Raw genomic sequence first — 25656 nt, forward strand, 5'->3', positions numbered from 1 at the left:
AAGTAAAAAATGATAGATTCAAAAATGTTTAAAAAAGTATTAAAAGGAGCATATGCTAACCTAGAAAATAATAAACAAATGGTTAACAATTTAAATGTTTTCCCTGTTCCTGACGGTGATACAGGAACAAATATGTCTTTAACGGTTAAAACTGCCGTTGAAGAAATGAGTAAGGTTACATCTGATAAAATCGGTGATATTGCTGCAAGCATGTCAAGCGGAGCTTTAATGGGAGCAAGAGGAAACTCAGGTGTTATTTTATCACAACTTTTCAGAGGGTTTGCAAAAGGTTTAAAAGATGTAAAGGAAATTGACATTGACTCTTTAATAGGAGCATTTGAGCTTTCTACAAAAATGGCTTACAGAGCCGTTATGAAACCAACTGAAGGAACAATTCTTACAGTTGCAAGAGAAATGTATGAATTTGCAAAAGAACATGGAAAAAGCTATTCTTCAGTAGAAGATTTTATTTCTCACGTTCTTGAAGCAGGGGAAAAATCTCTTCAAAATACACCAAATCTTTTACCTGTATTAAAAGAAGCAGGGGTTGTTGATGCCGGAGGTAGAGGTTTACTTTGCTTATTTGAAGGTGCTTTAAAAGTTTTAAAAGGTGAAGAAGTTGTATTTATTGATGTTGAAGATGTAGAAAAAGAAGAAAGCGGAGTACAAGGCTTTGAAATAGATTCTTCTGATATTAAATTTGGATACTGTACTGAATTTTTAATTAAAGTTCATGAAGAAAATTTAAAATATGAAAGTGCTATTACTGCAGCATTAAAAGATAAACTTACTCCAATCGGAGATTCTTTGGTTGCTGTTCATGATAATGGAATTATTAAAATTCATGTTCATACAAATGTACCTTGGAATGCAATGAAAATGGCGGCTACTTGTGGTGAACTTTCAAAAATTAAAATTGAAAATATGAGAGAACAACACAGTGAGCTTATTTTGAAAGAAGCTGAAGAAGAAAAACCGGAAGAAAAATATTCTAAAGAAGAAAAAGACTTCATCTTTATTGGTGTTGCTGCCGGAAGCGGTATGAGTAAAATCCTTAAAGATCTTGGTATGGACTATGTTATTGAAGGAGGACAAACAATGAATCCTTCAACTCAAGACTTCTTAGATATAATTGAAAATACAAATGGTAAAAATTATATATTAATGCCAAATAATAAAAATATCATAATGGCTGCAAGTCAAGCTAAAGAAATAAGCGAAAAGAATATTGAAGTTGTAAAAACAAGAACAATTCCGGAAGCTATTTCTGCTTTAATGGTATTTGATGCAACATCTTCTTTGGCTGATAATGCCGAAAATATGACGGATGCAATAGGCGAAGTTAAAACAGGTCAAGTAACATTTGCCGTAAGAGATACACAAATTGGTGATACTGTAATTTCAGAAGGAGATATTCTTGGTATTTTAGGTTCTGATATTGTTTGTGATACAAAAGATGTTTCAACTGCAACAGTTGAGTTGATTGATAAAATGGTTGATGAAGGCAGCGAACTTATTAGTATTTACTATGGTGAAGATATAAAAGAAGAAGATGCAAATAAAGTTGCTGAAATAGTTGAAGAAAAATACGAAGATTTAGATGTTGAAATAACATACGGCGGACAGCCATTATATTACTATATTGTAAGTGTTGAATAATATGAGTTATAAATTAACAAACCTTAAAGGTGTAGGGGAAAAGAAAGCCTTAGAACTTAATAATTTAGGAATTTTTTCCCTAAAAGAACTTATTGATTACTATCCAAGAACTTATGAGGTTATCGGAGATATTAAATCTATAAAAGATGCAAAACAAAATGGGAAAGAACTTATTAAATGTACTTTTGTAGAAGCTCAAAAAACGAGGATAGTAAGAAGAAATTTAAAAATAACAAAAATAAAATTTGAAAGTGAAGGTAGTATATTTTATGCTACCTTCTTTAATAATCCCTATATTTCTTCATTCTTTAAAAAAGATGAAGAATATAAACTTTATGGTAAAGTGGAAAAAAAGGGGAATTATTATGAAATGGTTTCTCCAAAGTATGCAAAGTTAAATGATGAAACATCTATAAAAATCGGACTTAATCCGGTTTACCCGTTAAGCAGTAAAAGCAAAATAACAAATAAAGAGCTTAAGAAATTTGCTTTAAATGCATTAGATATTATGACAATAAAGGATTTTATTCCGGAAAATATAAAAGATGAGTATAATTTATGTTCATTATATGATGCATATAAAGGAATTCATAATCCAAAGATGCTGGATGATACTCTTAAAGCCAATGAACGTTTGACTTTTGATGAGTTTTGCGGATTTAATTTATCTATGATATTGAATAAAAACTTAAACATGGGAGTTAAGGGTGAAATAATAGAAGTAAATTACAAACAAGATTTCTTAGATAAACTTCCTTTTACACTTACTAATTCTCAAAATAAAGTTATTAAAGACATAGAAGATGATTTTATATCTGGAATTAAGATGAATAGGCTTGTTCAAGGGGATGTAGGGAGTGGTAAAACAGTTATAGCCATGTACGGTGTATTTTTAGCTGTTATGAGCGGATATCAAGCAGTTTTTTGTGCCCCTACGAAGATACTTGCTTCTCAGCATTTTGAGAAAATGAAAGAAATATTTGATAATTTTAATATAAGAATGGAATTTCTTTATTCCGGTATGACAGCTAAAGAAAAGCGTTTGGCTTATGAGAGAATAGAAAGCGGAATAAGCAATGTGATTGTAGGTACTCATGCAGTTTTTTCAAAGAAAGTAAAATACAAGAATTTGGCTCTTGCTGTTATTGACGAGCAGCATAGGTTTGGGGTTATGCAAAGAGGGTTTTTAACAAAAAAAGGGGATAGCGTTCATACTCTTGTAATGAGTGCAACACCTATTCCAAGAACATTGGCTCTTAGTATTTACAAAGACCTTGATGTGAGTATAATAGATAAAAAACCTTCCGGCAGAAAAGAAATAAAAACATACTTTAAAGATTATTCATATTATGACAGAGTATATAGATTTGCTGTAAAACAGATTAGTGAAGGGAATCAGGTATATGTTGTTTGTCCGTCAATTGACAGTGAAGACTTAAAAGCTGCAGAAGATATTTATGAAAAATTAAATAAAACGTATTTTAAGAATATTAACACTGCTTTAATTCACGGAAAAATGCCAGAAGATGAAAAAGACAGAATAATGGATGATTTTTATGGCGGAAAAATAAAAGCGTTGGTTTCTACTAGTGTAATAGAAGTAGGTATAGACAGTAAAGACGCAACTCTTATCATTATAGAAGATGCGGACAGATTTGGTCTTGCTTCTCTTCATCAGCTAAGGGGAAGAGTTGGAAGAAATGACAAAGAAAGTTATTGTATACTTTTAAGTAATAATCAAAGTAAAAAGAGTATTGAAAGGCTGAGTTTTTTATCAAAGAATACAGATGGGTTTAAAATAGCTCTTTATGATTTGAAAACAAGAGGAAGCGGAGATATTCTTGGAGTAAGACAAAGCGGGAAAGACGGATATAATATATATAAACTTATTGAAAACAGCGAGCTTTTTAATAAGGCAAAAGATGCAATGGAAGATATTTTAAACGACAATACAAAGGAAAACAGAGATTATTTAAAATATATAAAAGAAAAATACAGCAGTATTTCAAAGAATATTACATGGAATTAGAGGAAAAATAAATGAGAGTTATCGGTGGGAAAATGAGAGGAACGAATCTTGATAGTCCAAAAGACAGAAGAGTTCGTCCTACAACAGATAGAATAAAGGAAGATTTATTTAATATTCTTATGCCGTATATACCTGAAAGTAAATTTTTGGATTTATTTGGCGGTAGTGGTGCAATAGGTATAGAAGCTATAAGCCGTGGTGCAGATAAAAGTTATTTTATAGATAATAACATGGACAGTATAAGGCTTATAAGAAAAAATATAAAGAAAACGAGATGTGAAGAGTTTTGTAAAGTAATAAAGAAAGATGCCTTAAGTTTTGTTAATAATACGGAAGAAAAATTCGACGTTATTTTTCTTGATCCTCCATATAAATATGAAAAACTTAAAATTTTAATAGAAAATATAGTGAAATGTGATATACTATGTAATGATGGTATATTAGTTGTAGAGCATGACAAAAATATACCAATTGGAGAATTTGAACATTTAACAAAAATCAGATCAAAGTCTTATTCACTTACAAGTATCGATTTTTTTGTTTTGGAGGATTAGATGAAAAAAGCAATATATGCGGGAAGTTTTGACCCAATAACAAACGGACATTTAGACATAATAAAAAGAGGGGCAAAGGTTTTCGATAAAATTTACGTTGTACTTATGGAAAACACAAAAAAAACTCATCTGTTCTCATTGGAAGAAAGATTATCGTTACTTAAAGAAAGCGTAAAAGAACTTGGTGATAAAGTCGAAGTAGATTTTTACACTGGACTTATAGCGGATTATTGCAATATAAAAGATACTTATATTTTAATCAGAGGGCTTAGAGCATTAACTGATTTTGAATATGAATTTCAAATGGCTACTATAAACAGAAAGCTTAATAAGGAAGTTGAAAGCGTCTTTTTTGTGGCAAGCAATAAATATACCTATGTTTCTTCCAGCAATGTAAAACAAATTGCTGAATTTAGAGGAGATGTTTCTTCTATAGTACCTGAATGTGTAAACAATGCACTTATAGAAAAATATAAGGGAGAGAAATAATGAAAGTTTTAGAATTATTGGATAAATTACAAGATTTAGTGGAAAATGGGGCAACAGTTCCTTTTTCAACAAAAATAATTGTTGACCCTGACGAAGTTTTAGATTTGTTGGATGAAATAAGAGCAGAAATGCCCGGAGATTTAAAAGACGCAATCAGAATTACTGAACAAGAAAAAATGATTGTTGACGGGGCTCAAAGAGAAGCAAATAAGATTATGAATGCAGCTGAAAGAAAAGTTAAAGAGCTTATTGATTCTGATGAAATTACAAGAAGTGCATATAATAAAGCTCAAGATATGCTAAAAAAAGCAAATACAGAATCTTTAAATATGAGAATAGGTTCAATTGAATATTCTGCTGCAATGCTTAAAGATTTACAAGATAAGTTAAGAGAAATGATGAATACAATCGAAGATAATAAAATAGAGTTAAAAGAACTTAGAAAATCTGCAATAAACAGCAGACCGCCGGAAGTTAACGAAGAAAAATAAAAAGAGATATTTTTATATCTCTTTTTTTAATATCACCGCTGAAACTGTAATTATAAAAGTATATATTACACAAAAGAAAAAAACTGATGTAATACTATATGAAAAAGGTAAAAAATTGCTTAGGGCAAATGTAGTTATTTCGCCTCTTAAAAATATGAAACTTAATATATAAGAAATAATAGCCGATATGCTTCCAATAATTATTTTTGAAATGATATATTTTAATGCGTTTAAATCTGTATTTACAATAAAAGATATACATTGCATATTTGCACATAATCCCCCAAATGATAAAAGGAATGTAATTGATGAAATTATTATTGGTAGAGGGAGAATATTAATGGAGCTTAATAATTTAATTCCGTTTGTCATTTCAATTAGCCCCTTTATAAAAGCGGATAAAAATATATGTAACTTAAATGGAAGATATTCATTAAATAAAATAGTATTGTCAATTAAATTTATTACAAGAGAAAAAAACATTATATATCCCATTACGCTTAAAAGAGTATTTAGTGAATTAGTAATACTGTCGGAAAAAATTTTCCCTATATTATAATGTTTTTTATAATTTGAATGTGAAATATTTATTTTTGTTTCTTTATCATATTTAAAAAATATTTTAGCGTATATAAATAAAGCCGAGTATATGCTTATTAACATTATAATTGCACTAACTGGTAAATTTAAAAAGATACTACACACCGTGCCTATTACAAAGATTGGCCCAGGGGTAGAGCATATTGATATTAGTTTAGAGGCTTGTTGTTTTGTAAGTTTATTATTAAGATACATATCACAAACAGATTTGCTTCCTATTGGATATCCGCAAATGATACTTGTAATTAAAGGATAAGCTCCTATTCCACTTGTTCTAAAAAATTTAGTCATAAAAGGGGAAAATATTTTTGCCATATATTTTGCATAATCAAGTTTGAAAAACATATTTGAAATAACTAAAAAAGGAAATAATGAGGGCAGTACTCCGTTAAAAAAGAGTATTGCCCCGTCTTTTATTGCACTTACTGCATTTTTTGTATTTAAAATTAAATATAATAATAAAATAATTAAAATAATAAAATATAAAATTCTTTGTTTTTTCATATTTTATTTATATGCTATCTATCAAGATAAAATGCCTGCTTGTAAAAATCCAGATTGAATTTATCTAAATTAATATTATATATATTGTCTGCCTTAATATTTTTTTCAATTATTTCTCTGTCTGTTTCATTTAGTTTATATATATCTTTGTTTAGATTATTAAATATCTGAATTCCGTTTTGTTTTATCTCTTTTAAAAGAGTTCTTCCTTTGTTATCAAAGGCAAGAACTTTGATATAACCAGGAGTATGATGTTTATATTTATCAAATTCTTCTTTTTGATAATTTGTAAGAATATGAATTAAAATTCTTCTTATTCTGTTTTTTGTATATCTTTTGGTAGATATTATATTTATAAAATTTTCAACATCATTTGAATGAAAAATATTATTGTATATTCTGTTGTTTAGTCCTATTTCTACGTCAGCATAGTTATATAAGTCATCTTTGTCCATTGACATAATTATGCTTTTTAAAGTAAAGAAATAATCTTCCAATGTCTTAACATGTGGAATATTATTATAAGTTTTTATTGCATTAATTGGAACATAGTCGCTTATGTCTTCACCTTTTAGAATTTTTTCCCTTATACCGTAAGCACTTAAAAAACTGTCTAAACTATCTGTGCTTTTATAAGAAGAGGTTCTTTTAATTGGATAAGGAATTATTAATGAATTAAGACTTATAAGTTCTTTAATATATTCTAATGCCAATATATTATTGGGCTGTTTTATAAAAGAAATATCTTTATTTAAAAGTTTATTTAATGCTTCTTGCTTTGATTCAATATAAGATTTTCCTTTTGATAAATTATCTTTTAATATTTCTTTAAAGACATCGCTTTCTTTAAGTAAAATCTTTGCAATTTGAATTGTTTCTCTAAGTTTTGAGTTGTCTTCCATTCCAAAACAAAGATAATTTATTATTCCGAGGCTGTTTAATATTCTTACTGCAGAGGAAGCAAAAATTTCTGCCGTTGTGCAAGCATAAACAAAAGGCAGCTCTATAACAAGATTAGCACCGTTTTTTACTGCCATTTCAGCTTTTTTGTATTTATCGATGATGGATAATTCTCCTCTTTGGGTGAAGTTTCCACTCATTATACAAACTACGTTGTCGGCATTAAGATTTTCTTTTATTTTTTCTATTTGATATTTATGTCCGTTATGAAACGGGTTGTATTCAGCTATTATTCCTGCTGTTTTCATTTTATACCTCTGTGATTATGTTTTTACTTAAAAAGTATAGATAACTATGAGAGACTTTTTTATTCATTAATGTAGTTATTGCCTTTTTATAATAATTTATTTGAAGTTTATATTCTTTAATAAGCGTTTCTTTTTCTTTATCTGTTTTAAAATAGTTGGTTTTATAATCAACTAAAATCATATTTCCATTTTCATCTTCAAATGTAAGGTCAATAATTCCTTGAACTAATACATCTTCATCGCTTTCTACCCATTTGTCAGAAATATCTTTTGCAGGTATTGCAAGGTTAAAAGGAAGTTCCCTATATATTTTTTTTGAGTTTAATAATTGTTTGCCTATTTCACTTTCAAAAAAATTATATACATATTCAATATCAATGCTTTCATATTCTTTTTTAGAAAGTATTTCTTCTTCTATTAATTTATTAATTTGATTATCAATATTATCTCGCAAATTATTATCTTCTTTTAATTTATTTATATCAATTGTTTCAAAAATGAAGTGAATAATTGTTCCTTTTTGTGCTGCCGATATTTCTGTTTCTTCTTTTAGGAAATCAGGTTCTTCTTTTATTGTAATTACATTATTTCCAACTTCTAAAAGTTCTGTGTTTTTTAAACTGCTTACACCTGCTTTTCTTGGAATTTTAGTATCTATAATATTTTTATACTTATAATTTAGATTTTGAATTATTAACTTACTAAAATCTTCATTTATAAATTTTTCATTTTTTGTTGTTTTATCTTCGTTATTATTAGTGTCCGTTAATAAACTGTTTATATCATTGTTATATATTATAAAGTTTTTATCTTCAAAAACAATATTTTCTTTCGTATTAAAATGTTTATTACAAAGGATTGCTTTAACTATCCAGTCTAAATATGTTTTAGCATTTTTTATATCTAATCTTGTTATTTCTTTAGGTATTTTTTCTAAGATATCTTCAATTTTAGCCTTTGATGTTATTATTAATTTTTCCTTTGCTCTTGTAAGGGCAACATAAAGTAAACGCATTTCTTCACTTTTTAGTTCTTGTTTTTCAAGTTCATTTGCGGCAATTTTTGAAATACTGTTTATTTTTATTTTATTGTCCAAATCTATTAGGCTAGGGCAAAGTCCCAAATCTTTATTTAGAACGATATTTTCTTTTAGGTCTCTTTCATTAAAAGTCTTGCTTGTATCCATTAAAATAACTATTGGAAATTCAAGTCCTTTGCTTGCATGGATTGTAGTGAATTTTACACTGTTATCACTATTTTCATTTAAGGCTATACCTGACTCATTTCTTTCTTTTGCATAGTCCATAAATTTAATAAATCCATATAAACCTTCATTTGAAAAGTTTTCGTATTCTTTTGCTTTGGTAATAAGTGCTTTAAGGTTATTTTCTCTGATATTACCAAAGGGAAGAGCTTTTACATATTCTGTAAAAGAAGTCTTTTCATAAATATCTTCAATTAAATCACTGACAGACATATATAGACTTTTAGAGTTATATTCGTTTATTATATTTATCATATTTATTACTTTATTTTTAAGTTCTATATTGTCATTTTCTTCTTTAGTGAAATTTTCAACGCATTTATAATAATATTTTTCTTTTGAGTATAATTTTATTTCCAGTAGTTCCTCTGTGGAAAAATTAAAAATAGGACCTCTCATAACTCCAAGTAGTGACAAGTCGTCTTTAAAATTATTTATTATATTTAAGAAGTCTTTAATTATTGATATTTCGTGTGTTTTGAAATATTCCGTTTCTTTTTCGCTGTTTACGGGAATTGAATATTTGTTAAATATTTCTTTTAACGGTTTTATTTTTGTATTGGCACTTCTTGCAAGAATACAAATATCAGAAAATTTTGTTTTTCTGAATTTCTTAAGTTCACTATCATATATATCTTGCTTTATTAAATTGTTTATTAACATTGCCAGGTATGTATACTCTTTTTCGTCATTTGTTAAAGGTTTATCAAAATAATCTTCATCATTTTCATTTTCTTTTAAAAAGTGAAGTTCTATTTTACTTTCTATTTCTTCATTTCTTCCCGGGATAAGCTTTTCATTTTCGTTATAGTCTATTTTACCTATCTCTTTTGACATTATTTTTGAAAATAATTCGTTGATTCCTGATATGATATTTTTATTTGTTCTAAAATTTGTATTCATATATATTATTTCGTTTATATCATTTTCTTTTTCATATCTTTCTAAACGATTTATGAATACTTCAGGTTCTGCTTGTCTAAAACGGTATATACTTTGTTTTACATCACCAACAGTAAAAAGATTATTTTCTTTAATTATTTTTGTTATGATTGCTTCTTGTACAAGGTTAGTATCCTGGTATTCGTCTACAAAAACGAAATCAAACTTGTTTACAATTTCTTTTCTTGCATTTTCATTGTTAAGTATTTCAAGGCAGAGATGTTCAATATCATTAAATTCCAAAACACCTTTTTCCTTTTTTATTTCTTTATAGTAATAATCAAAATCAATCAAAGCTTTTTCGATTGTCTGCATTTGAGGATAAAGATTATTGTTGATTTTTAATATATCTTCAATAGAAAAAGCATATAAATTATTTATGATATTTTTTATTGTATCTTTTGCTAAATTCCTTTTTTGTGTTATTTCATTTTTTATTTGGGGATCGAGTTTGTTTGTTCCTACAATTCTTGCTCTAAATATATCACCCATTTTTAAGCTGAAAACTTTGTTGGAATTACCTTCAAAATCTCTTTTTAAAAGTTTTATATTGTTAACTTCTTCATTTAATAAGTCTATTAATTTTTCATTTGCTTTGTAAAATTTTGCTTTTTCCAAGGCTTCATTTAGTAGATTAAAAGAAAGTTCAATTCCGTCATAAGCTTCTTCTTTAATTATTTTAAAGGCAAGACTTTCTTTAAGCTCTTCTTCGTTTTGATTGAAAAATTCTACTTTTTCATGAAGCCATTTAAAAGGAGATGGTCTATTGTATATAAAAGTATATATGCTTTTTAATTGTTCCTTAAAATAGTCTTCATTTGTACGTGAAAAAGAATAATTTAATGATGTTTGAATGAACTGTTCATCATTATTTTCATATCTATCATTAAACAGTTTTTCAAAAGCTTCATCCATAAGCATGTCTACATTTGTATCCGTTATTATTTGAAAAGATGGGTCTATTTCTACAATATGGTAATATTCTCTTATAATATTTATACATAGAGAATGAAGGGTACTGATATTTGCACTTTCTAAATTTGAAATTTGTTCAAATAAAAACTTTTTATCGCTTTTTTCTTCTTTTAATTTTTCATAAAGAAGCTTTCTTATTTTCTCTTTCATTCCGTTTGCAGCAGCATTGGTAAAAGTTACTACAAGAAATTTATTAATGTCGATTTTATTTTCAAGCATTAATCTTATTATTCTGTTTGTTAAAATTGCAGTTTTACCACAGCCTGCCCCTGCGCTTACAAGGAGGTTTTTTCCGTCGTTATTTATTGCTTTATATTGACTTTCAGTCCATTTCATTTTCACTTTCCTCCTTTATAAGTTTTAATATGTCTTCTGCTTTTGCTTTTGGTAGTTCATTAAATTTATTATCTTTAAAGCAAGTATCAAAATGACATATGTTTTCATATTTACAATACTCGCATGGTGTTTCACTTGCTTTTTTATATGGAGTTATTGATATTTTACCATTTATAATATTATCGGAAATTTCTTTTGCTAAATTCGTAGCATGATTTATTAAGTTTGATAAATCTTCTTTTGGAATAACTTTATTTCTTTTGCTTTTAAGTTTCTTTACTATTCCGTTGTTTTCATCATCGTCAATATTATTTAATATATCCGTATTATCAATAACAACTCCGTCAATTTGGTTTTCTTCTGCTTTATCTATTAATGTTTTTAAATCCTCTGAATTTTTTACGTTTGTTATTTCAGGTGAGATTCTAAAATATAATGCACCGGCAGGTTCGCTATTATTATTTAATGTTGTTGCTGCAAGGTATATTGGAAGCTGCATATTTATTCCATAATAACTCTTTGAGAAATCGAATGTTTCTCCTTTTGTTTTATAGTCTATTACCTTTACATATTCTCCCTCATCAGCCTTATATGTGTCTATTCTGTCTATTTTCCCTTTAATGTTTACAATGTTGTTTTCTTTTGTTATAAAGTTTAGAGAGTTTTCTTTATCTTCTCCGAATTCACTTTCGCATTTTGAAATGTGAAAATTGCTTCTTCTTAACTGTGTAACTATATTTGAAAGGGCATAGGAAGAATTTCTAAGAAGTTTCTTCTTAAAATAAGCGCTGTTTACAATTTGTTTTACTTTCCCTTTTGAATATTTTTCTGTTACTTCTTTAGTTATTTCTTTTGTTAAATCATTAAGTTCTTTTGAAGTAATTTTGTTTACGTCAACTTCATTATTTATTATTTTATTTGAGAAAATGTATATAATCTCATGTAAGATATTTCCTATATCCGGGCTGTTTAATTCAAGTTTTTTTCGTTCAATTGGGGAGATTATATATGAAATAAAATAACTGAAAGGACATTTTGCATAAGTTTCAAGCTGGCTTATGCTGGTTATCATTTTGCCGTTATATATTTCATTAATAAGTTTCTTATTAGAAATTTCTGAGTTGTTGCTAAAGTTTATAGCGCTTTCCATTATGTCAATATAATTTTTTCCCAAGTTATCATTTTTATAAATATCATAAACTTCTTCCCAAAGATTATTCACTTCGTTGTTTTCGCTTTTATTAATTTTATTATTTATTAAATGTTTAAATGTAGCATCAAAATTTGATATTAAACTTAAATTATCATCTAAATTATCTTTATTAAAAGTTTTTGTTCTAATGTTTGGCATAATGTTTTTTATTCGCATTATAATAGAACTTTCGGTCAATTCATCACCGGAAGGAGAAAGTATAGGATAAGAAAAATAAATGTGTTTTTGTGTTTTTAAAATCAACGATGTCAAAAAGTATTTTTCTTCCTGTTGTTTGTATTCATTTGTACTTCTTATTTCTACTCCGCTTTCTATAATTTGAAGTTTTTCCTTGTTAGAAAAAATACCTCCTGATTGGGCAAAGTTTGTTGGGAGTATGCCGTCATTTACACCTAGAATAAAAAGATATTTTATGTCGCTGCTTCTGGAACGTGATAAAGTAGCGATATTTACGCTGTCTATGGTTGATGGGATTATACCTATTTTTAATGCTTTAAATCCGCTTTCCATTATTTTTGCATATTCTTTTAAGCTTAGTTTTTCTTCTCCAAGGAAGTTATAAAGCTGTTCAAATATATTTATTATGCTGTTATAAATTTGTGCGTATTTATTTGCATTTGTATAGTCATCTTTTTCTTCAAAGTTTTTTACTATTCTTTTTATTTTTTCATCTAATCCAAAATCTTTTAAGAATTTATAAAATACAGTAGTTGTTTCTTTTACATTTTTAGTATTTTTAAAGTTTTCTTTTAAAGCAATAAGGGGTAAAATAAATGCATCTTTTTTCTCATTCAAATAATCTAAATTATAGTCATTGGATTTATTATTTCTTTTAAAGTCTTTAAGCCACATTGTGCCTTTTATGCCAAATTCCAAAGCATAATTTTCAAAGGTTTCGATGTCGTCTTTTGATAAATCTGTAAGCCCTGTTTTTAAAAAAGAAATTATATCGTTCGTTTGGAAGTTACTGCTTATTATATTTAATATTTTTATTATTCCTCTTAATATATTTGTGTCTATTACATTTGATGTATTGTCTAAGAAGTAATTTATTTTATATTTATTGAAAACTTCACTTATGACATTTTTATATGTTTCGTAATCTGAAGGCAAAACTTGTATGTCTCTATATAAAGCATTTTCCTCTTTTATAAGCTTTAAGATATTTATTGCTGTATTTTCAACTTCTTCGTATATACTTGAGGCTTTAAAAATTTCAATATTTTTTACCTCATCTTTATATTCCTTTGTGTCATATGAAAAAATATTATCCGCAAGGAATTTTAAATCTTTTTCTTTTTCTTCTTCGTTTTGTGTTTGAATATTAAATTCTTCACTACATTTATCTGCAAGTTTATGTAATTTATATATTGTATTTTCTACTATTTTATAAGCAGGGGAGCTTTTTATATCATCTTTTGCGGTAAATAAAAAAGTTTGATTAATTTCCCTTTTGCTTATAGCTTCTATAAGAGAATAAATGTTTTTATCGAAAGACTCAAAACCAAAGTAGTAAATTTCGCTGTTATCCAAAAATCTTGCTTTATCTAAATGTTGGCTTGCATGAAATGTTAAATCGTCAGAGTCCCAAAAATCAGTGCCTAAAAAGTTATTATATCTTTCATAGATTTTATGAATATCATGAGTCTTTTTATATAGGAAATTATTCTTATTTTCTTCATCTGAAAATTTATCCGGGTTTAAATCTTCACCGGTTACATTGTTTTTCTTGAGTTCAGAAAAAAGTTCACATACATTTTCGTTAAAAGATGCATTATTTGTAAGTCGGTTAAAGCATATAAGTTCTTCTTTTAATTCATTTAAAATAAAGCTAAGAACCATGCTTTTCCCGCTTTCGTCTAAGGTTTTTGGCACTTCGCTTTTTGTTTTTGTAAGTATTCTGTTTGAAAGTCTTTTAATGCTTAAAACTTCAATATCAATAAGCCCTTTTGCCGTTAATTTGTCTGTAAGCATTCTTTCTGCTTCTACTGTAAATTGCTCCGGAACTAAAAAGAGAATTTTATTTATTTCATTATTCTCTTTTAAAGTTCTCTTAATATCTCTGCTGGCTTTGAAAAAGGCTTTTTCTTCAATGTAACTGGTTATTATATTAATCATTTTCTTTATTAATCATCCTCAAATAATTTTATTTTTTCAAGTTTGTCTATGTTTATTTTTAATCTTTTTATATATGAAACGAATTCTAAAATATCCGCTGTTGTATAGAGTGATTTATAGCTTTCTTTTGTATTACTTAAAAAATCATAGTCTTCTAAATATTTTTTTACATTTCTTACCATTTGTTCCGCAGGGTCTAAAAGAGTAAGGTTTTTATATATTTCGTTTATTTCACCTTCTATTATAGGGAAGTGAGAACAACCAAGAATTAATTTTGATACATCGTTGTTTTGATCTATAATTGGTTGTATACATTCTTTTATAAGTTCATTAAGTAAGGGTTTATTTTCGATTTGCGAGTCTATTACCTTTGGAAGTCTTGTTGAGTCGTTTGATATAATTTTAATATTTTTATTTACTTTATGAATTTCTTTATTATATGATCCGCTTTCTACAGTAGCTTTTGTTGCAATAAGCCCGATTAAATTATCATTTTCTTCTTCGCATTTTTTTAGGGCATATTCACTTCCTGCTTTAACGATACTAAATAAAGGTACATTTGAATTAAGACTTTTAATATGAGATGAAATAGTATTGCAGGCAAGTAAAACAGCTTTTACATGATGTTTTTCAAGAAAAGCTATCATTGCGTTTGCATATTTAATTATGTCTTCTTTGCTTTTATTTCCATAAGGCATTCTTTTTGTATCGCCTATGTAAATTATATTTTCGTTAGGTAGGAGTTTTTCTGTTTGTCTAAAAACTGTAAGTCCTCCCACTCCACTGTCTAAAATACCTATTGGTAGATTATTACTCATTAAAATTGACCTCTTTTTATAATAAATTTGAATTACTGTGATTATTCTATCATAAAAAACATAACATTAAAACAAGATAATTGAAGGAGAAGCCTATGAAGTTATGTTATATGATGGATATTGGTAGATATGAGGAAAAATTTCCTTGTTCTAAGTGGAATAATCTGTATGAAAGGTTGTATCAAATGATTTTCAAACAAAGGAGAGTAAAAGGTCCATTTTTAATTAAAGACGGTTCCTTTAAAGTTGTGGGGAGTGTTTTCTTGGTGGATTTTAATAATTTTATATCAAATAGGAATTTAAAATTAATAAATAATTATTTTGATGATAATGAAGAGGGGTTTGTATGTTTCCCGAGAGATTTTAATGTAAAAAATCTTTCAATATATAATATTCCATATATTCATGATGAAGATATATATTTTATTGCTTTCTTTTTAAAATTAAAAAAAATGGTAAAAGATGCACAAAAAACACAGGTTGGAGTTTGTTTGGATAAAAATACAAATTATGAATATATAAAGATGATTTGTGAATATTTTCCACTTGTAATATTTTTTGTTAATAATCCTTATATTGGGGAAAATATTGCAAGTAATATTCTAAAAGATACTGGAAGCAGTATATATGTAAGTAAAAGTATATCTTCAATGAAAAAATGCGACTATATATTTGATTTAAGTAAAGAGATGTTAAGCGATAAAATAAATTATATAGAATGTGAAAATTATATTTCATTATACAAAAAGAATGAATATATGGATTGTGAAAAGATAATTAACGATGTAAAAATTATTCCAAGCGGTTTTAATATTCAAAATATAGATATTGATTATTTTGATTTATCCTTTGTAAAAGGTCTTATATTATTAGAAAATAATGCAAACGACAAAAAAGATATATTAAATATTAATTTAGAGGAATTTTTACATAAAAAATCTTTAAAAATGCGGTTTTTTAATGGGTTTAAGCTCTTGACATGATTAATTTGAGTTATTATAATAAGTCCATTAGTATAAATTGAAAAATATAATTAAGAGGTAATTTTGATGACTGGTAAAGAAGTAATCTTATCAAAAGAAGGATATAAAGAATTAGAAGAAAGATTAAATTACTTAAAGGACGAAAAAAGACATGAAGTTGCTTTGAAAATCAAAGCAGCCAGAGAATTCGGCGATTTAAGTGAAAATGCTGAATATGATGAAGCAAAACAAGAACAAGGATTTATTGAAGGCGAAATAAGAGAAATTGAATATAAATTAAAACATGCGTTAATTTTTGATGATGAAACAAAAACAAAAGATATTGTTTCTCTTGGAAGCAAAGTAAAAGTTTATGATACTGATTTTGATGAAGAAGTAGAATATATTATTGTAGGAAGTGAAGAAGTAGACTTAGACAACAATAAGATTTCAAATGAATCTCCTATTGGAAATGCTCTTTTAGGTAAAAAAGTTGGAGAAGTAGCAAAGGTTAAACTTCCTGATGGAATAGTTGATTTAAAAGTTTTAGAAGTAGAATAAGAATGGAGAGATGATAAATGAGTAGTGATTTTTATGAAAATGTTCCTGAAGTAGTTAAAGTAAAGATTGATAAATTTAAAGAACTTACAGCTCAAGGAAAATATCCTTATAAAGAATGTAGATTTGAATATAATGCATTTTGTAAAGATATTAATGAAAAGTTTGAAGAATACGACGGCAAGGAAGTAAAAATTGCAGGTCGTCTTATGTCAAAAAGAGGACAAGGTAAGGTTGGTTTTTATGATTTAATGGATTCAACTGATAAAATTCAACTTTTCATAAAAAAAGATGTTGTTGGCGAAGAAGAATATGCTTTAATTAAATCTTACGATATCGGGGATATTCTTGGAATAGACGGAGAAGTATTTAAAACTCAAAGAGGTCAAATTTCTGTTAGAGTTAAAAAGGTAACAATGCTTAGTAAATCTATTCAAGTTTTACCTGAAAAATTCCACGGACTTAAAGACCCTGAGCTTAGATATAGACAAAGATATGTTGATTTAATAATGAACCCTGAAGTAAAAGATGTTTTCTTAATGCGTTCAAAAATCGTAAAATGCATGAGAGATTTTATGGATGGAGAAGGTTTTATTGAAGTTGAAACTCCTGTTCTCGGAACGCTTGCGGGAGGTGCAAATGCAAGACCGTTTATTACTCATCATAATACTTTGGATATTCCAATGTATATGAGAATTGCTACGGAACTTCCTTTAAAAAGACTTATTGTTGGCGGATTTAACAGAGTATACGAAATTGGAAGAATTTTTAGAAACGAAGGCATGGATGCTACTCATAATCCAGAATTTACCACTATGGAATCATATCAATCATATGCAGATTTTAACGATGTAATGGAAATGATTGAAAAGATGTACGATTATATTGCCACACATACCGTAGGAAGCAATACAATAACATACGGAGAGCATGAAATTTCCTTAAAGGCACCTTTTAGAAGAGTTAAAATGGTTGATCTCGTAACAGAAGCAACAGGTGTTGATTTTGATAAAATAACAGATATTGAAGTGGCAAGAGCAGAAGCAAAAAAACTAAATGTAGAACCTGAACCTGACTGGGGTATAGGTAAAATTATAGAAGAGTTGTTTGAAGAACATTGTGAAGCAAACTTAATTCAACCTACATTTGTAACACATCACCCGGTCGAAATTTCTCCACTTGCTAAAAAATGTCTTGATGATGAAAGATATACTCAAAGATTTGAATTATTTGTTGCAGGTCACGAATATGCAAACGGATTTAGTGAACTTAACGACCCATTTGATCAAAGAGAAAGATTTGCAGCACAAATGGAAAAGAAAGCAACAGGGGATGAAGAAGCTCACCCATACGATACAGACTTTATCAATGCTCTTGAAGTTGGACTTCCTCCAACAGGCGGTGTAGGTGTTGGTGTAGACAGACTTGTAATGCTTCTTACAAATCAAAGTTCAATAAGAGATGTAATCTTATTCCCGACAATGAAACCACTTGACAGTGTAAATACTAAAGTTAGTGAATCTAATGTAGAAGTAAAAGAAGAGGATAAAAAGATTGATTTTTCAAATGTAAAAATCGAACCTCTTTTTGAAGAAATGGTAGATTTTGAAACATTCTCAAAATCTGATTTCCGTGCTGTAAAAATCGAAAACTGCGAAGAAGTTCCAAAGAGTAAAAAGCTTTTAAAATTTACTCTTAATGACGGAACAGACCGTAAACGTACAATCTTAAGCGGTATTCGAGATTATTATAAGCCTGAAGAATTAATAGGTAAAACAGCTATTGCAATAGTAAATCTTCCACCAAGAAAAATGATGGGGATTGATTCTGAAGGTATGCTTATATCTGCAGTACACGAAGAAGATGGAAAAGAAGGATTAAATCTATTAATGGTAGATGATAAAATCCCTGCAGGTGCAAAATTATATTAAGATATAAATTAAATAAGTGGGCAGCTTGGTAATACAAGCTGTCTATTTTTATAATTTAAAACGGGGAGAAAAATGAAAATAAGAAAGTATAGACCTTCAGACTGTGAAGAAGTAATAAAGTTATTTTATGATACGGTTCATAATATAAATAAAAAAGATTATACCAAAGAACAGTTAGATGTATGGGCGACGGGAAAAGAAGATTTAGAAAAGTGGAATAGTTCATTAGAGAAACATTTTACTTTGGTTGCTACTAATAATGGAATGATTGTAGGGTTTGGAGATATGGATAGAACGGGATATCTTGACCGCTTGTATGTTCATTCAAAGTATCAAGGTGTTGGGATTGGAAGTTCTATTTGTGATTTATTAGAAAAATATGTAAATGAAAAAATTGTAACTCATTCCTCAATTACAGCAAAAACATTCTTTGAAAAAAGAGGGTATAAGGTTGTGAAAAAACAACAAATAAACAGGCAGGGAATTATTCTTGTTAATTATGTTATGGAAAAGTAATTTTATTTATAAATTTTATGGGGTCATATATTTATATATAATCAATTTTAGCAACAAACAGTTGCTTGTTAGAAGATTGTATTAATATTATAATGCTTTTAAAGGTGGAGGTTATTAATATGGATACAAAAGATATTATTTATAAACTTAGAAAAGAAAAAGGAATGTCTCAAGAAGAACTTGCAAATAAGGTGTATGTTACAAGACAGGCAGTATCTCGTTGGGAAATGGGAGAAACTCTGCCTAATACTGAAACACTAAAATTATTATCAAATGTTTTTAATGTTTCAATTAATACTCTTTTAGGTTCTCCTATAAAACTAATTTGTCAGTGCTGTGGTATGCCTCTTGATGATTCTATAATAAGTAAAGAACCAAATGGTGAATTTAACGAAGAGTATTGTAAATGGTGTTATAATGAAGGGGAATTTACTTATCATAATATTGATGAGCTTATCGATTTTTGTGTAGAGCATATGTACATAGAAAACTATACTAAGGAGGAAGTTAGGGCTTATATGATTGATTTGCTTCCTAAACTAAATTATTGGAGAGATATAGATAAATAATATTTTAGAAATAGATGTTTTGTAGTTTTAAATATAAATAATATTATTGTTTTAGCTTTGGTAAATTTACCAAAGCTTTTTTATAACATAATTGTTAAACAATTTGTTATAATAAATAAAATATTAGTATTACTTTTCTAATAAGAGGTAGTTTGAATGGCGTACAATGAACTTGTAAAAAATTTTAATCGTATTAGAGATTATATGAGAGAATTTTATGTTTATGGATTTAAAAGCCGCAAAGAGTATGATAATAAAAGTGCAAGATCTTACGATAATGAAAAAAGAAGAATAGAAAGCTGGCTTGGGGAATATATGGGCTTTAATAAAACAAAAGAAGGAAAAAATGTTTTTATATCCATAGATTCTAGGTTAGAACAACATAATCCTTTATATAAAGCATGGAAGGCAAAGAGTTTTACAAATGGAGATATTACACTTCATTTTATTTTGTTTGACATACTATATTCTAAAGATATTTCTATGTCTATAAAAGAGATTATGAAAGAAATAGATAATATTCTTATTAATTTTGATAATCCGAAATTTTTTGATGAATCAACGGTAAGGAAAAAATTAAATGAATATGTTTCTCAAGGGATAATAGTTAAAGAAAAGAAAGGTTCAGCTTTATATTATAGCCGTTCAAAAAATACTAAGTTTATGAACACTGATTGTTTGGATTATTATTCGGAAATTGCACCTTGCGGAGTTATTGGGTCCTATCTTTTGGATAAAGTTCCAAAAGATAAAAGCAAGTTTAATTTTAAACATCATTACATAACCAATACTATGGATAGCGAAATTATGGAAGAAGTTTTTTATGCAATTAGAGAAGAAAGAGAAATTAAAATTAAAACGATAAATCAAAGAAAGAAAGTAAAAAAGGAAAATGAAGTTGTTCCATTAAAAATATACATAAGCGTGCAAAACGGAAGAGAATATTTAATGTCATATTCTCTGAAAGATAAAGTAATATTTCCTTGCAGGATAGATAATATTGTCAGTGTGAAATTGGGAAATAAAAATAAACTATTTAAAGAATTAAGAAAGGAATTAGAGGAAAACAAAAAATATATATGGGGTGTAAGTACGGGAAATAAAGACAGTAACACTCTAGAACATGTTGAATTTACAATAAAATATAATGATGATGAATTTTTTATTCCAAAGCGTTTGGAAAGAGAAAAGAGATGTGGAAAAATCGAAGAAATAGGTGATAATAAATTAAAATTTAGCGCAGATGTTTATGATAGTATGGAACTTGTGCCATGGATAAGAACTTTTATTTGCAGAATAGAATATATAAGTTTTTCAAATAAAAAAATAGAGAAACAGTTTAAAGAGGATATAGAAAAAATGTATCAAATGTATGAAATTGAGGTAAAAAATGATTTTTAGCGAGTTATATGGTGTGTATTATTCCACAATGGCAAAGATTATTGAAAAAGCCATAAAAAATCCATTAAATAAACAGGATATTGAAAAGATAATTAAAGAAAATGCTTTTGATGAAAGTGTTATGAATATTATAAAAGCAATAGAAGAAGAGCAGTGGAACCTAATAAAAAAAGACGGTACCACGCCTTTAAAACATAAACCTACTCTTCCTCTTACAACACTTCAAAAAATGTGGTTAAAATCAATATTTTTAGACTCCAGAATAAAGCTGTTTATTGATGATATTCCAAAATTAGATGATATTGAACCTTTATTTTTGAAGGAAGATATATATTTTTTTGATAGGTATTTGGATGCTGATAATTATGAAGATAAAAAATATATAAAGAATTTTAGATTGATAATGGATGCAATAGAAAATTCTTATCCATTAAAAATTAATATGAAAAATAAAAAGGATAAAGAGGTAAATGTTGTTTTTCTCCCTAAGAGTCTAGAATACTCTAAAAAGGATGATAAATTTAGAGTTGTGGGTATAAATAAAAAACATACAAGCAGGATAAATTTAGGAAGAATAATTTCTTTGGAGAGATATGAGGGAAATTTTGATTTTTCAAAAAGTGTGGTTATAGAAAACGAAGAATCTCAAAGATTTGTTGATTTTGAACTTATAGATGAAAGAAATGCACTTGAGAGGATAATGTTCAACTTTTCTTATTTTAAAAAGGAAGTCGTAAAGATTGAGGATAAACTCTATAAAGTCAGAATGTTTTATGATAAAAGTGATGAAACGGAAATATTAATAGAAATACTATCTTTTGGAACAATGATAAAAGTTACTGGTCCTGATCATTTTATTAATATAATAAAGGATAGATTATTAAAACAAAAAAGTTGCGATATTTAATAGTTCGCAACTTTTTTTCCATGATATGGGAATTTTATAATGCTAAAATAAGCTTGTAGTTAAGATATTTAGAAATAATAAATATAAAACTTTTAAAGATACGCACAGCAAAGTTGAGATTATGTATAGCTAGTTAAGTAGCACATACTTCATAGGTATGGTCTGCCCGGTGAAAGCCCGAGTGCGTAAAAAGAACTTGTATCTTGTAAAAGGCACTTACAGCAATGATGGTTTATATATAGAAATAAGCTCAAATTTAAGTGCCTTGTTTCCCATTATAAAAAAATAAGCAAAGGAGGTAGTTTTTATGTGGGCATATTTAAAAAGAGAAAATAAATTAAATAATACTTTTACAGAAAATGGAGCAAAAACATATAGTACAACAGGCTCTTATTGTTTAGATTTATTTTCTTCTGTTGGTGCAATTAGAAATAATAGTGAAAATGATATAGTGAATAGATTTATTCGTGCATTTTATGAAAATGATAATCTTGCAATGAAACTGCTATTCTTTGCAAGGGATATAAGGGGAGGTTTAGGAGAAAGAAGAGTTTTTCGTACTATTTTAAGATGGCTTGCTTATAATAAACCTGAAATAGTAGAAAAGAATTTAAAATATATAGCAGAATACGGTCGCTATGATGATTTGTTCTGCTTGATAGATACACCTGTACAAGACGCTATGGCTTGTTATGTAAAAATTCAATTAGATAAAGATTATGAAGCTATGATAAAAGGGGAAAATGTATCTCTTTTGGCAAAATGGATGCCTTCTATTAATACTTCAAGTAGAGTAGCTGTAAAAAATGGAAAATTTTTTGCAAAATCTTTAGGGTTAAGTTATGCAAATTATAGAAAGAGACTTTCTAAGCTTCGTAATTATATACATATAGTCGAAAATAATCTAAGACAAAAGGATTACTCTTTTGATTATGAGAAACTTCCTTCAAGAGCAATGTATAAATACAGACATGCATTTATTAGAAATGACCGTTCAAGGTATTTTGCTTATTTAAACAATGTTTCTAAAGGAGAAGCTAAAATTAATGTTTCTAATATTATGCCATATGAAATGGTGGAACCTTATTTACGTGAGTGGCAATTATATTTTTCAAACAACAACGATGTAAAAGAAGAGGATAAGATAGCTTTTAATACAATGTGGGAAGCATTGCCTAATTACGTAGGTGATGAAAATACAATCGCTGTTGTGGATACTTCCGGTTCTATGTATTATGATCAAAAGCCAATGCCAGCTTCAGTTGCATTGTCCTTGGGATTATACTTTGCACAGCATAATAAGGGTATATTTAAAGGTAAATTTATTGAGTTTTCAAAAAAACCTGAGCTTATAGATATTAAAGGGGATACTTTCTTTGAACAGTTTAGATATATTGCTTCATTTAATGAGATTGCAAATACTAATATTGATGCAGTATTTGATTTGATTTTAAATGCAGCTGTTAAAAATCATATTAAGCAAGAAGAACTTCCTAAGAGACTTATTATTATTTCCGATATGGAGTTTGATATGTGTGTTGAAGGGGCTCAAATATCAAATTTTGAAAGAGCAAAGAGGAAGTATGAATCTTATGGTTATAAACTTCCAGAGATTGTATTTTGGAATGTTGCCAGCAGATATGGGCATCAAGCGGTTAGCGCAAATGAACAGGGGGTAATTCTTGTATCCGGATTTTCTCCAAATATCTTTAAGATGGTAGCAGAGGGTAGCTGTGAACCTTATAACTTTATGATAGATGTTTTAATGTCAAAAAGGTATGAGGATATTTCAGCGTAGAGGGATTATAGAAAAGACAACTAAAATTGGTTGTCTTTTTTTATTAAATAGGTTCCTATATTTTTATTAACAATAAAATTTGTGATAAAATAAATATATCATTGAGATTAAAACTAAAAGGAGCTTAAAAATGATAAAAGTTTTATCTGTTGAAAATATGAGGAAAAGCGATGCTTATACAATAGAAAAATATATTTCAAGTAAGGAACTTATGTATAAAGCAGGGGTAGGAGTATTTAAAAGCGTAAAATGGAAAGGTAGTGTTGCCGTTGTATGCGGCAGTGGCAATAACGCAGGAGACGGATATGTTATAGCAAGTTTATTACATGAAAACAATATTCCTTGTACTATATTTTTAATAAAAGAAAAGTTTTCAGAAGATGGGAAGTTTTATTTTGATAAATGTGTTGAAGCAGGGATAAAAGTAGAAATATGCAGTGAGGAAACTACCTTTGAAAATTATGATATGATAGTTGACTGTATGCTTGGCACAGGTTTTAGAGGAGATGTTAGAGGTTTAGCAGGTATGATTATCCATGAAATCAATAAAAGCGGTGCATATGTTGTGTCAGTGGATATAAATAGTGGTCTAAACGGAGATAGTGGTATGAGTTCGTTATGTGTTGCATCTGATTTAACTGTTTCCATTGGGGGTTATAAATTAGGACACTTTTTAAATATGGCAAAAGACGTAATAAAAAATAAAGTGAACTGTGATATTGGAATAAAACCTGTTGATGAACCTTATTATTTAATTGAAAAAAACGATTTAAAAGAAATTTTTAAGGAAAGAAAAAATTATTCAAATAAAGGCAGTTATGGATATATTGCATTAATAGGTGGATGTAAGAAATACAGCGGAGCAATAAGACTTGCGTGTATGGCTAATGCAGCTATGCGCTCAGGTGCAGGCGTTGTAAAAATAGGGTTGCCTGATAGTATAAGCTCTGATGTAACATCTCATATTTTAGAAAGCACTCTTTATCCTTTGAAAGATAAAAACGGAGAAATAGAATTTGATAAAAAAGAAATTGACGGACTCATTAAAGGAGTAAAGCTCGTTGCTTTTGGAATGGGGGTAGGGTTAAGTGATGAAACTTATAAGGTGTTAAAATATATTTTAGAAAATTATGATGGCAAACTTGTTATTGATGCAGACGGATTAACTATGCTTTCAAAGATGGATGAAAATATATTTGAAAAAACAAAGTGTAAATTAATTCTGACTCCTCATATAAAAGAATTTTCACGTTTAACCGGTCTTACCATAGATGAAATACTTGAAAATCCATTGAAAATAGCAATGAATTATGCAAGGGAAAAAGGTGTAATTTTGTTATTAAAAGGACCTAGTACTATTATAACAAATGGTGAAAAAGCATATATAACAGATAGAGGTTGTGTAGGAATGGCTACTGCAGGAAGTGGTGATGTGTTATCTGGTATAATTTCCGCAGTGTGCGCATATAATGATGATTTATTGCTTTCTACAGCAGGCGCTTCATATATAAACGGTAGAGCCGGAGAATTGGCACAGGAAAAAATAAATTCTATAAGCATGATTGCTAGCGATACAGTAAATAACATTGCCGAAGCGATAAGTGAAATAATAAAATAAAGGTATATAATTCTTTAAAATGTAAATAATGTAAACTGTAAGAGTCAAGTATTAATAATAATTGTAAAAAAAACTGCAAAAAAGTGTAAAAAAGGTATTGACAGTTAAGGAATAAAGTGATAATATAACAAAGCTGTTTCGAGCGGATAGCTGGATAAGCATACGAGAAGAAGTCAATGAAAAAAAATGACAAAAA

19 protein-coding genes are annotated in these 25656 nt (G+C 28.0%); 14 read left to right on the forward strand and 5 right to left on the reverse strand.

The window, feature by feature from the left end; genetic code table 11:
- Positions 1-9 precede the first annotated feature (9 nt).
- Genes FGQ49_RS00825 through FGQ49_RS00845 form a run of 5 tightly spaced genes read left to right on the forward strand, consistent with a single transcriptional unit; the run spans position 10 to position 5222 of the window.
- Complete coding sequence (locus tag FGQ49_RS00825) at positions 10-1659, forward strand: DAK2 domain-containing protein (protein ID WP_138268017.1); 1650 nt, start codon at positions 10-12, stop codon at positions 1657-1659.
- A gap of 1 nt (position 1660) precedes the next feature.
- Positions 1661-3688 carry an ATP-dependent DNA helicase RecG gene (gene recG / locus FGQ49_RS00830; protein ID WP_138268018.1) on the forward strand — a complete coding sequence of 676 codons (2028 nt, stop codon included), beginning with the start codon at positions 1661-1663 and terminating at the stop codon, positions 3686-3688.
- 11 nt (positions 3689-3699) lie between these two features.
- Complete coding sequence (rsmD, locus tag FGQ49_RS00835) at positions 3700-4242, forward strand: 16S rRNA (guanine(966)-N(2))-methyltransferase RsmD (RefSeq protein ID WP_138268019.1); 543 nt, start codon at positions 3700-3702, stop codon at positions 4240-4242.
- The gene (coaD, locus tag FGQ49_RS00840; protein WP_138268020.1) at positions 4243-4731 is read left to right on the forward strand and encodes a pantetheine-phosphate adenylyltransferase; all 489 of its coding nucleotides are present in this window, start codon (positions 4243-4245) and stop codon (positions 4729-4731) included. It abuts the gene before it with no gap.
- Positions 4731-5222: a hypothetical protein gene (locus tag FGQ49_RS00845; protein ID WP_138268021.1), complete on the forward strand. Its 492-nt coding sequence runs from the start codon at positions 4731-4733 to the stop codon at positions 5220-5222. The genes coaD and FGQ49_RS00845 overlap by 1 nt, the downstream gene beginning before the upstream one ends.
- Before the next feature lie 12 nt (positions 5223-5234).
- On the opposite strand, the gene FGQ49_RS00850 is transcribed toward FGQ49_RS00845, so the two are convergent.
- Genes FGQ49_RS00850 through murI form a run of 5 tightly spaced genes read right to left on the reverse strand, consistent with a single transcriptional unit; the run spans position 5235 to position 15200 of the window.
- Positions 5235-6326, reverse strand: a complete 1092-nt coding sequence (locus FGQ49_RS00850; RefSeq protein ID WP_138268022.1) for a hypothetical protein — start codon at positions 6324-6326, stop codon at positions 5235-5237.
- Between the two features lie 14 nt (positions 6327-6340).
- Positions 6341-7534, reverse strand: coding sequence for a nucleotidyltransferase (locus FGQ49_RS00855; RefSeq protein ID WP_138268023.1), 1194 nt, complete (start codon positions 7532-7534; stop codon positions 6341-6343).
- A gap of 1 nt (position 7535) precedes the next feature.
- Positions 7536-11051: a helicase-exonuclease AddAB subunit AddA gene (gene addA / locus FGQ49_RS00860; protein WP_138268024.1), complete on the reverse strand. Its 3516-nt coding sequence runs from the start codon at positions 11049-11051 to the stop codon at positions 7536-7538.
- Positions 11038-14382: a PD-(D/E)XK nuclease family protein gene (locus FGQ49_RS00865; protein WP_138268025.1), complete on the reverse strand. Its 3345-nt coding sequence runs from the start codon at positions 14380-14382 to the stop codon at positions 11038-11040. The genes addA and FGQ49_RS00865 overlap by 14 nt, the downstream gene beginning before the upstream one ends.
- 8 nt (positions 14383-14390) lie before the next feature.
- Entirely contained in the window at positions 14391-15200 is an 810-nt protein-coding gene (murI, locus tag FGQ49_RS00870) for a glutamate racemase (protein WP_138268026.1), read from the reverse strand.
- A 95-nt stretch (positions 15201-15295) separates the two neighbouring features.
- On the opposite strand from murI, the gene FGQ49_RS00875 reads away from it, so the two are divergent.
- From FGQ49_RS00875 to FGQ49_RS00915, 9 genes are all read left to right on the forward strand, one after another.
- Complete coding sequence (locus FGQ49_RS00875; protein ID WP_138268027.1) at positions 15296-16183, forward strand: hypothetical protein; 888 nt, start codon at positions 15296-15298, stop codon at positions 16181-16183.
- Between the two features lie 63 nt (positions 16184-16246).
- Complete coding sequence (gene greA / locus FGQ49_RS00880) at positions 16247-16723, forward strand: transcription elongation factor GreA (protein WP_171020546.1); 477 nt, start codon at positions 16247-16249, stop codon at positions 16721-16723.
- Between the two features lie 17 nt (positions 16724-16740).
- The gene (gene lysS, locus FGQ49_RS00885) at positions 16741-18651 is read left to right on the forward strand and encodes a lysine--tRNA ligase (RefSeq protein WP_138268029.1); all 1911 of its coding nucleotides are present in this window, start codon (positions 16741-16743) and stop codon (positions 18649-18651) included.
- 72 nt (positions 18652-18723) lie between these two features.
- Positions 18724-19167: a GNAT family N-acetyltransferase gene (locus FGQ49_RS00890; RefSeq protein WP_138268030.1), complete on the forward strand. Its 444-nt coding sequence runs from the start codon at positions 18724-18726 to the stop codon at positions 19165-19167.
- 119 nt (positions 19168-19286) lie between these two features.
- Entirely contained in the window at positions 19287-19736 is a 450-nt protein-coding gene (locus FGQ49_RS00895; protein ID WP_138268031.1) for a zinc ribbon domain-containing protein, read from the forward strand.
- A gap of 156 nt (positions 19737-19892) precedes the next feature.
- Positions 19893-21137, forward strand: a complete 1245-nt coding sequence (locus FGQ49_RS00900) for a WYL domain-containing protein (RefSeq protein WP_138268032.1) — start codon at positions 19893-19895, stop codon at positions 21135-21137.
- A complete protein-coding gene (locus FGQ49_RS00905) occupies positions 21127-22044 on the forward strand; it encodes a WYL domain-containing protein (protein ID WP_138268033.1) in 918 nt (305 codons plus the stop codon). Before FGQ49_RS00900 ends, FGQ49_RS00905 begins: the two co-directional genes overlap by 11 nt.
- A 307-nt stretch (positions 22045-22351) precedes the next feature.
- Complete coding sequence (locus FGQ49_RS00910; RefSeq protein ID WP_138268034.1) at positions 22352-23842, forward strand: DUF2828 family protein; 1491 nt, start codon at positions 22352-22354, stop codon at positions 23840-23842.
- Positions 23843-23972: 130 nt separating this feature from the next.
- Entirely contained in the window at positions 23973-25460 is a 1488-nt protein-coding gene (locus FGQ49_RS00915; protein ID WP_138268035.1) for an NAD(P)H-hydrate dehydratase, read from the forward strand.
- The last annotated feature ends 196 nt before the right edge of the window (positions 25461-25656 follow it).

Origin of the sequence: Anaerofustis stercorihominis (assembly GCF_005844425.1) — a bacterium.
GTDB classification, from domain to species: Bacteria; Bacillota; Clostridia; order Eubacteriales; family Anaerofustaceae; genus Anaerofustis; species Anaerofustis butyriciformans.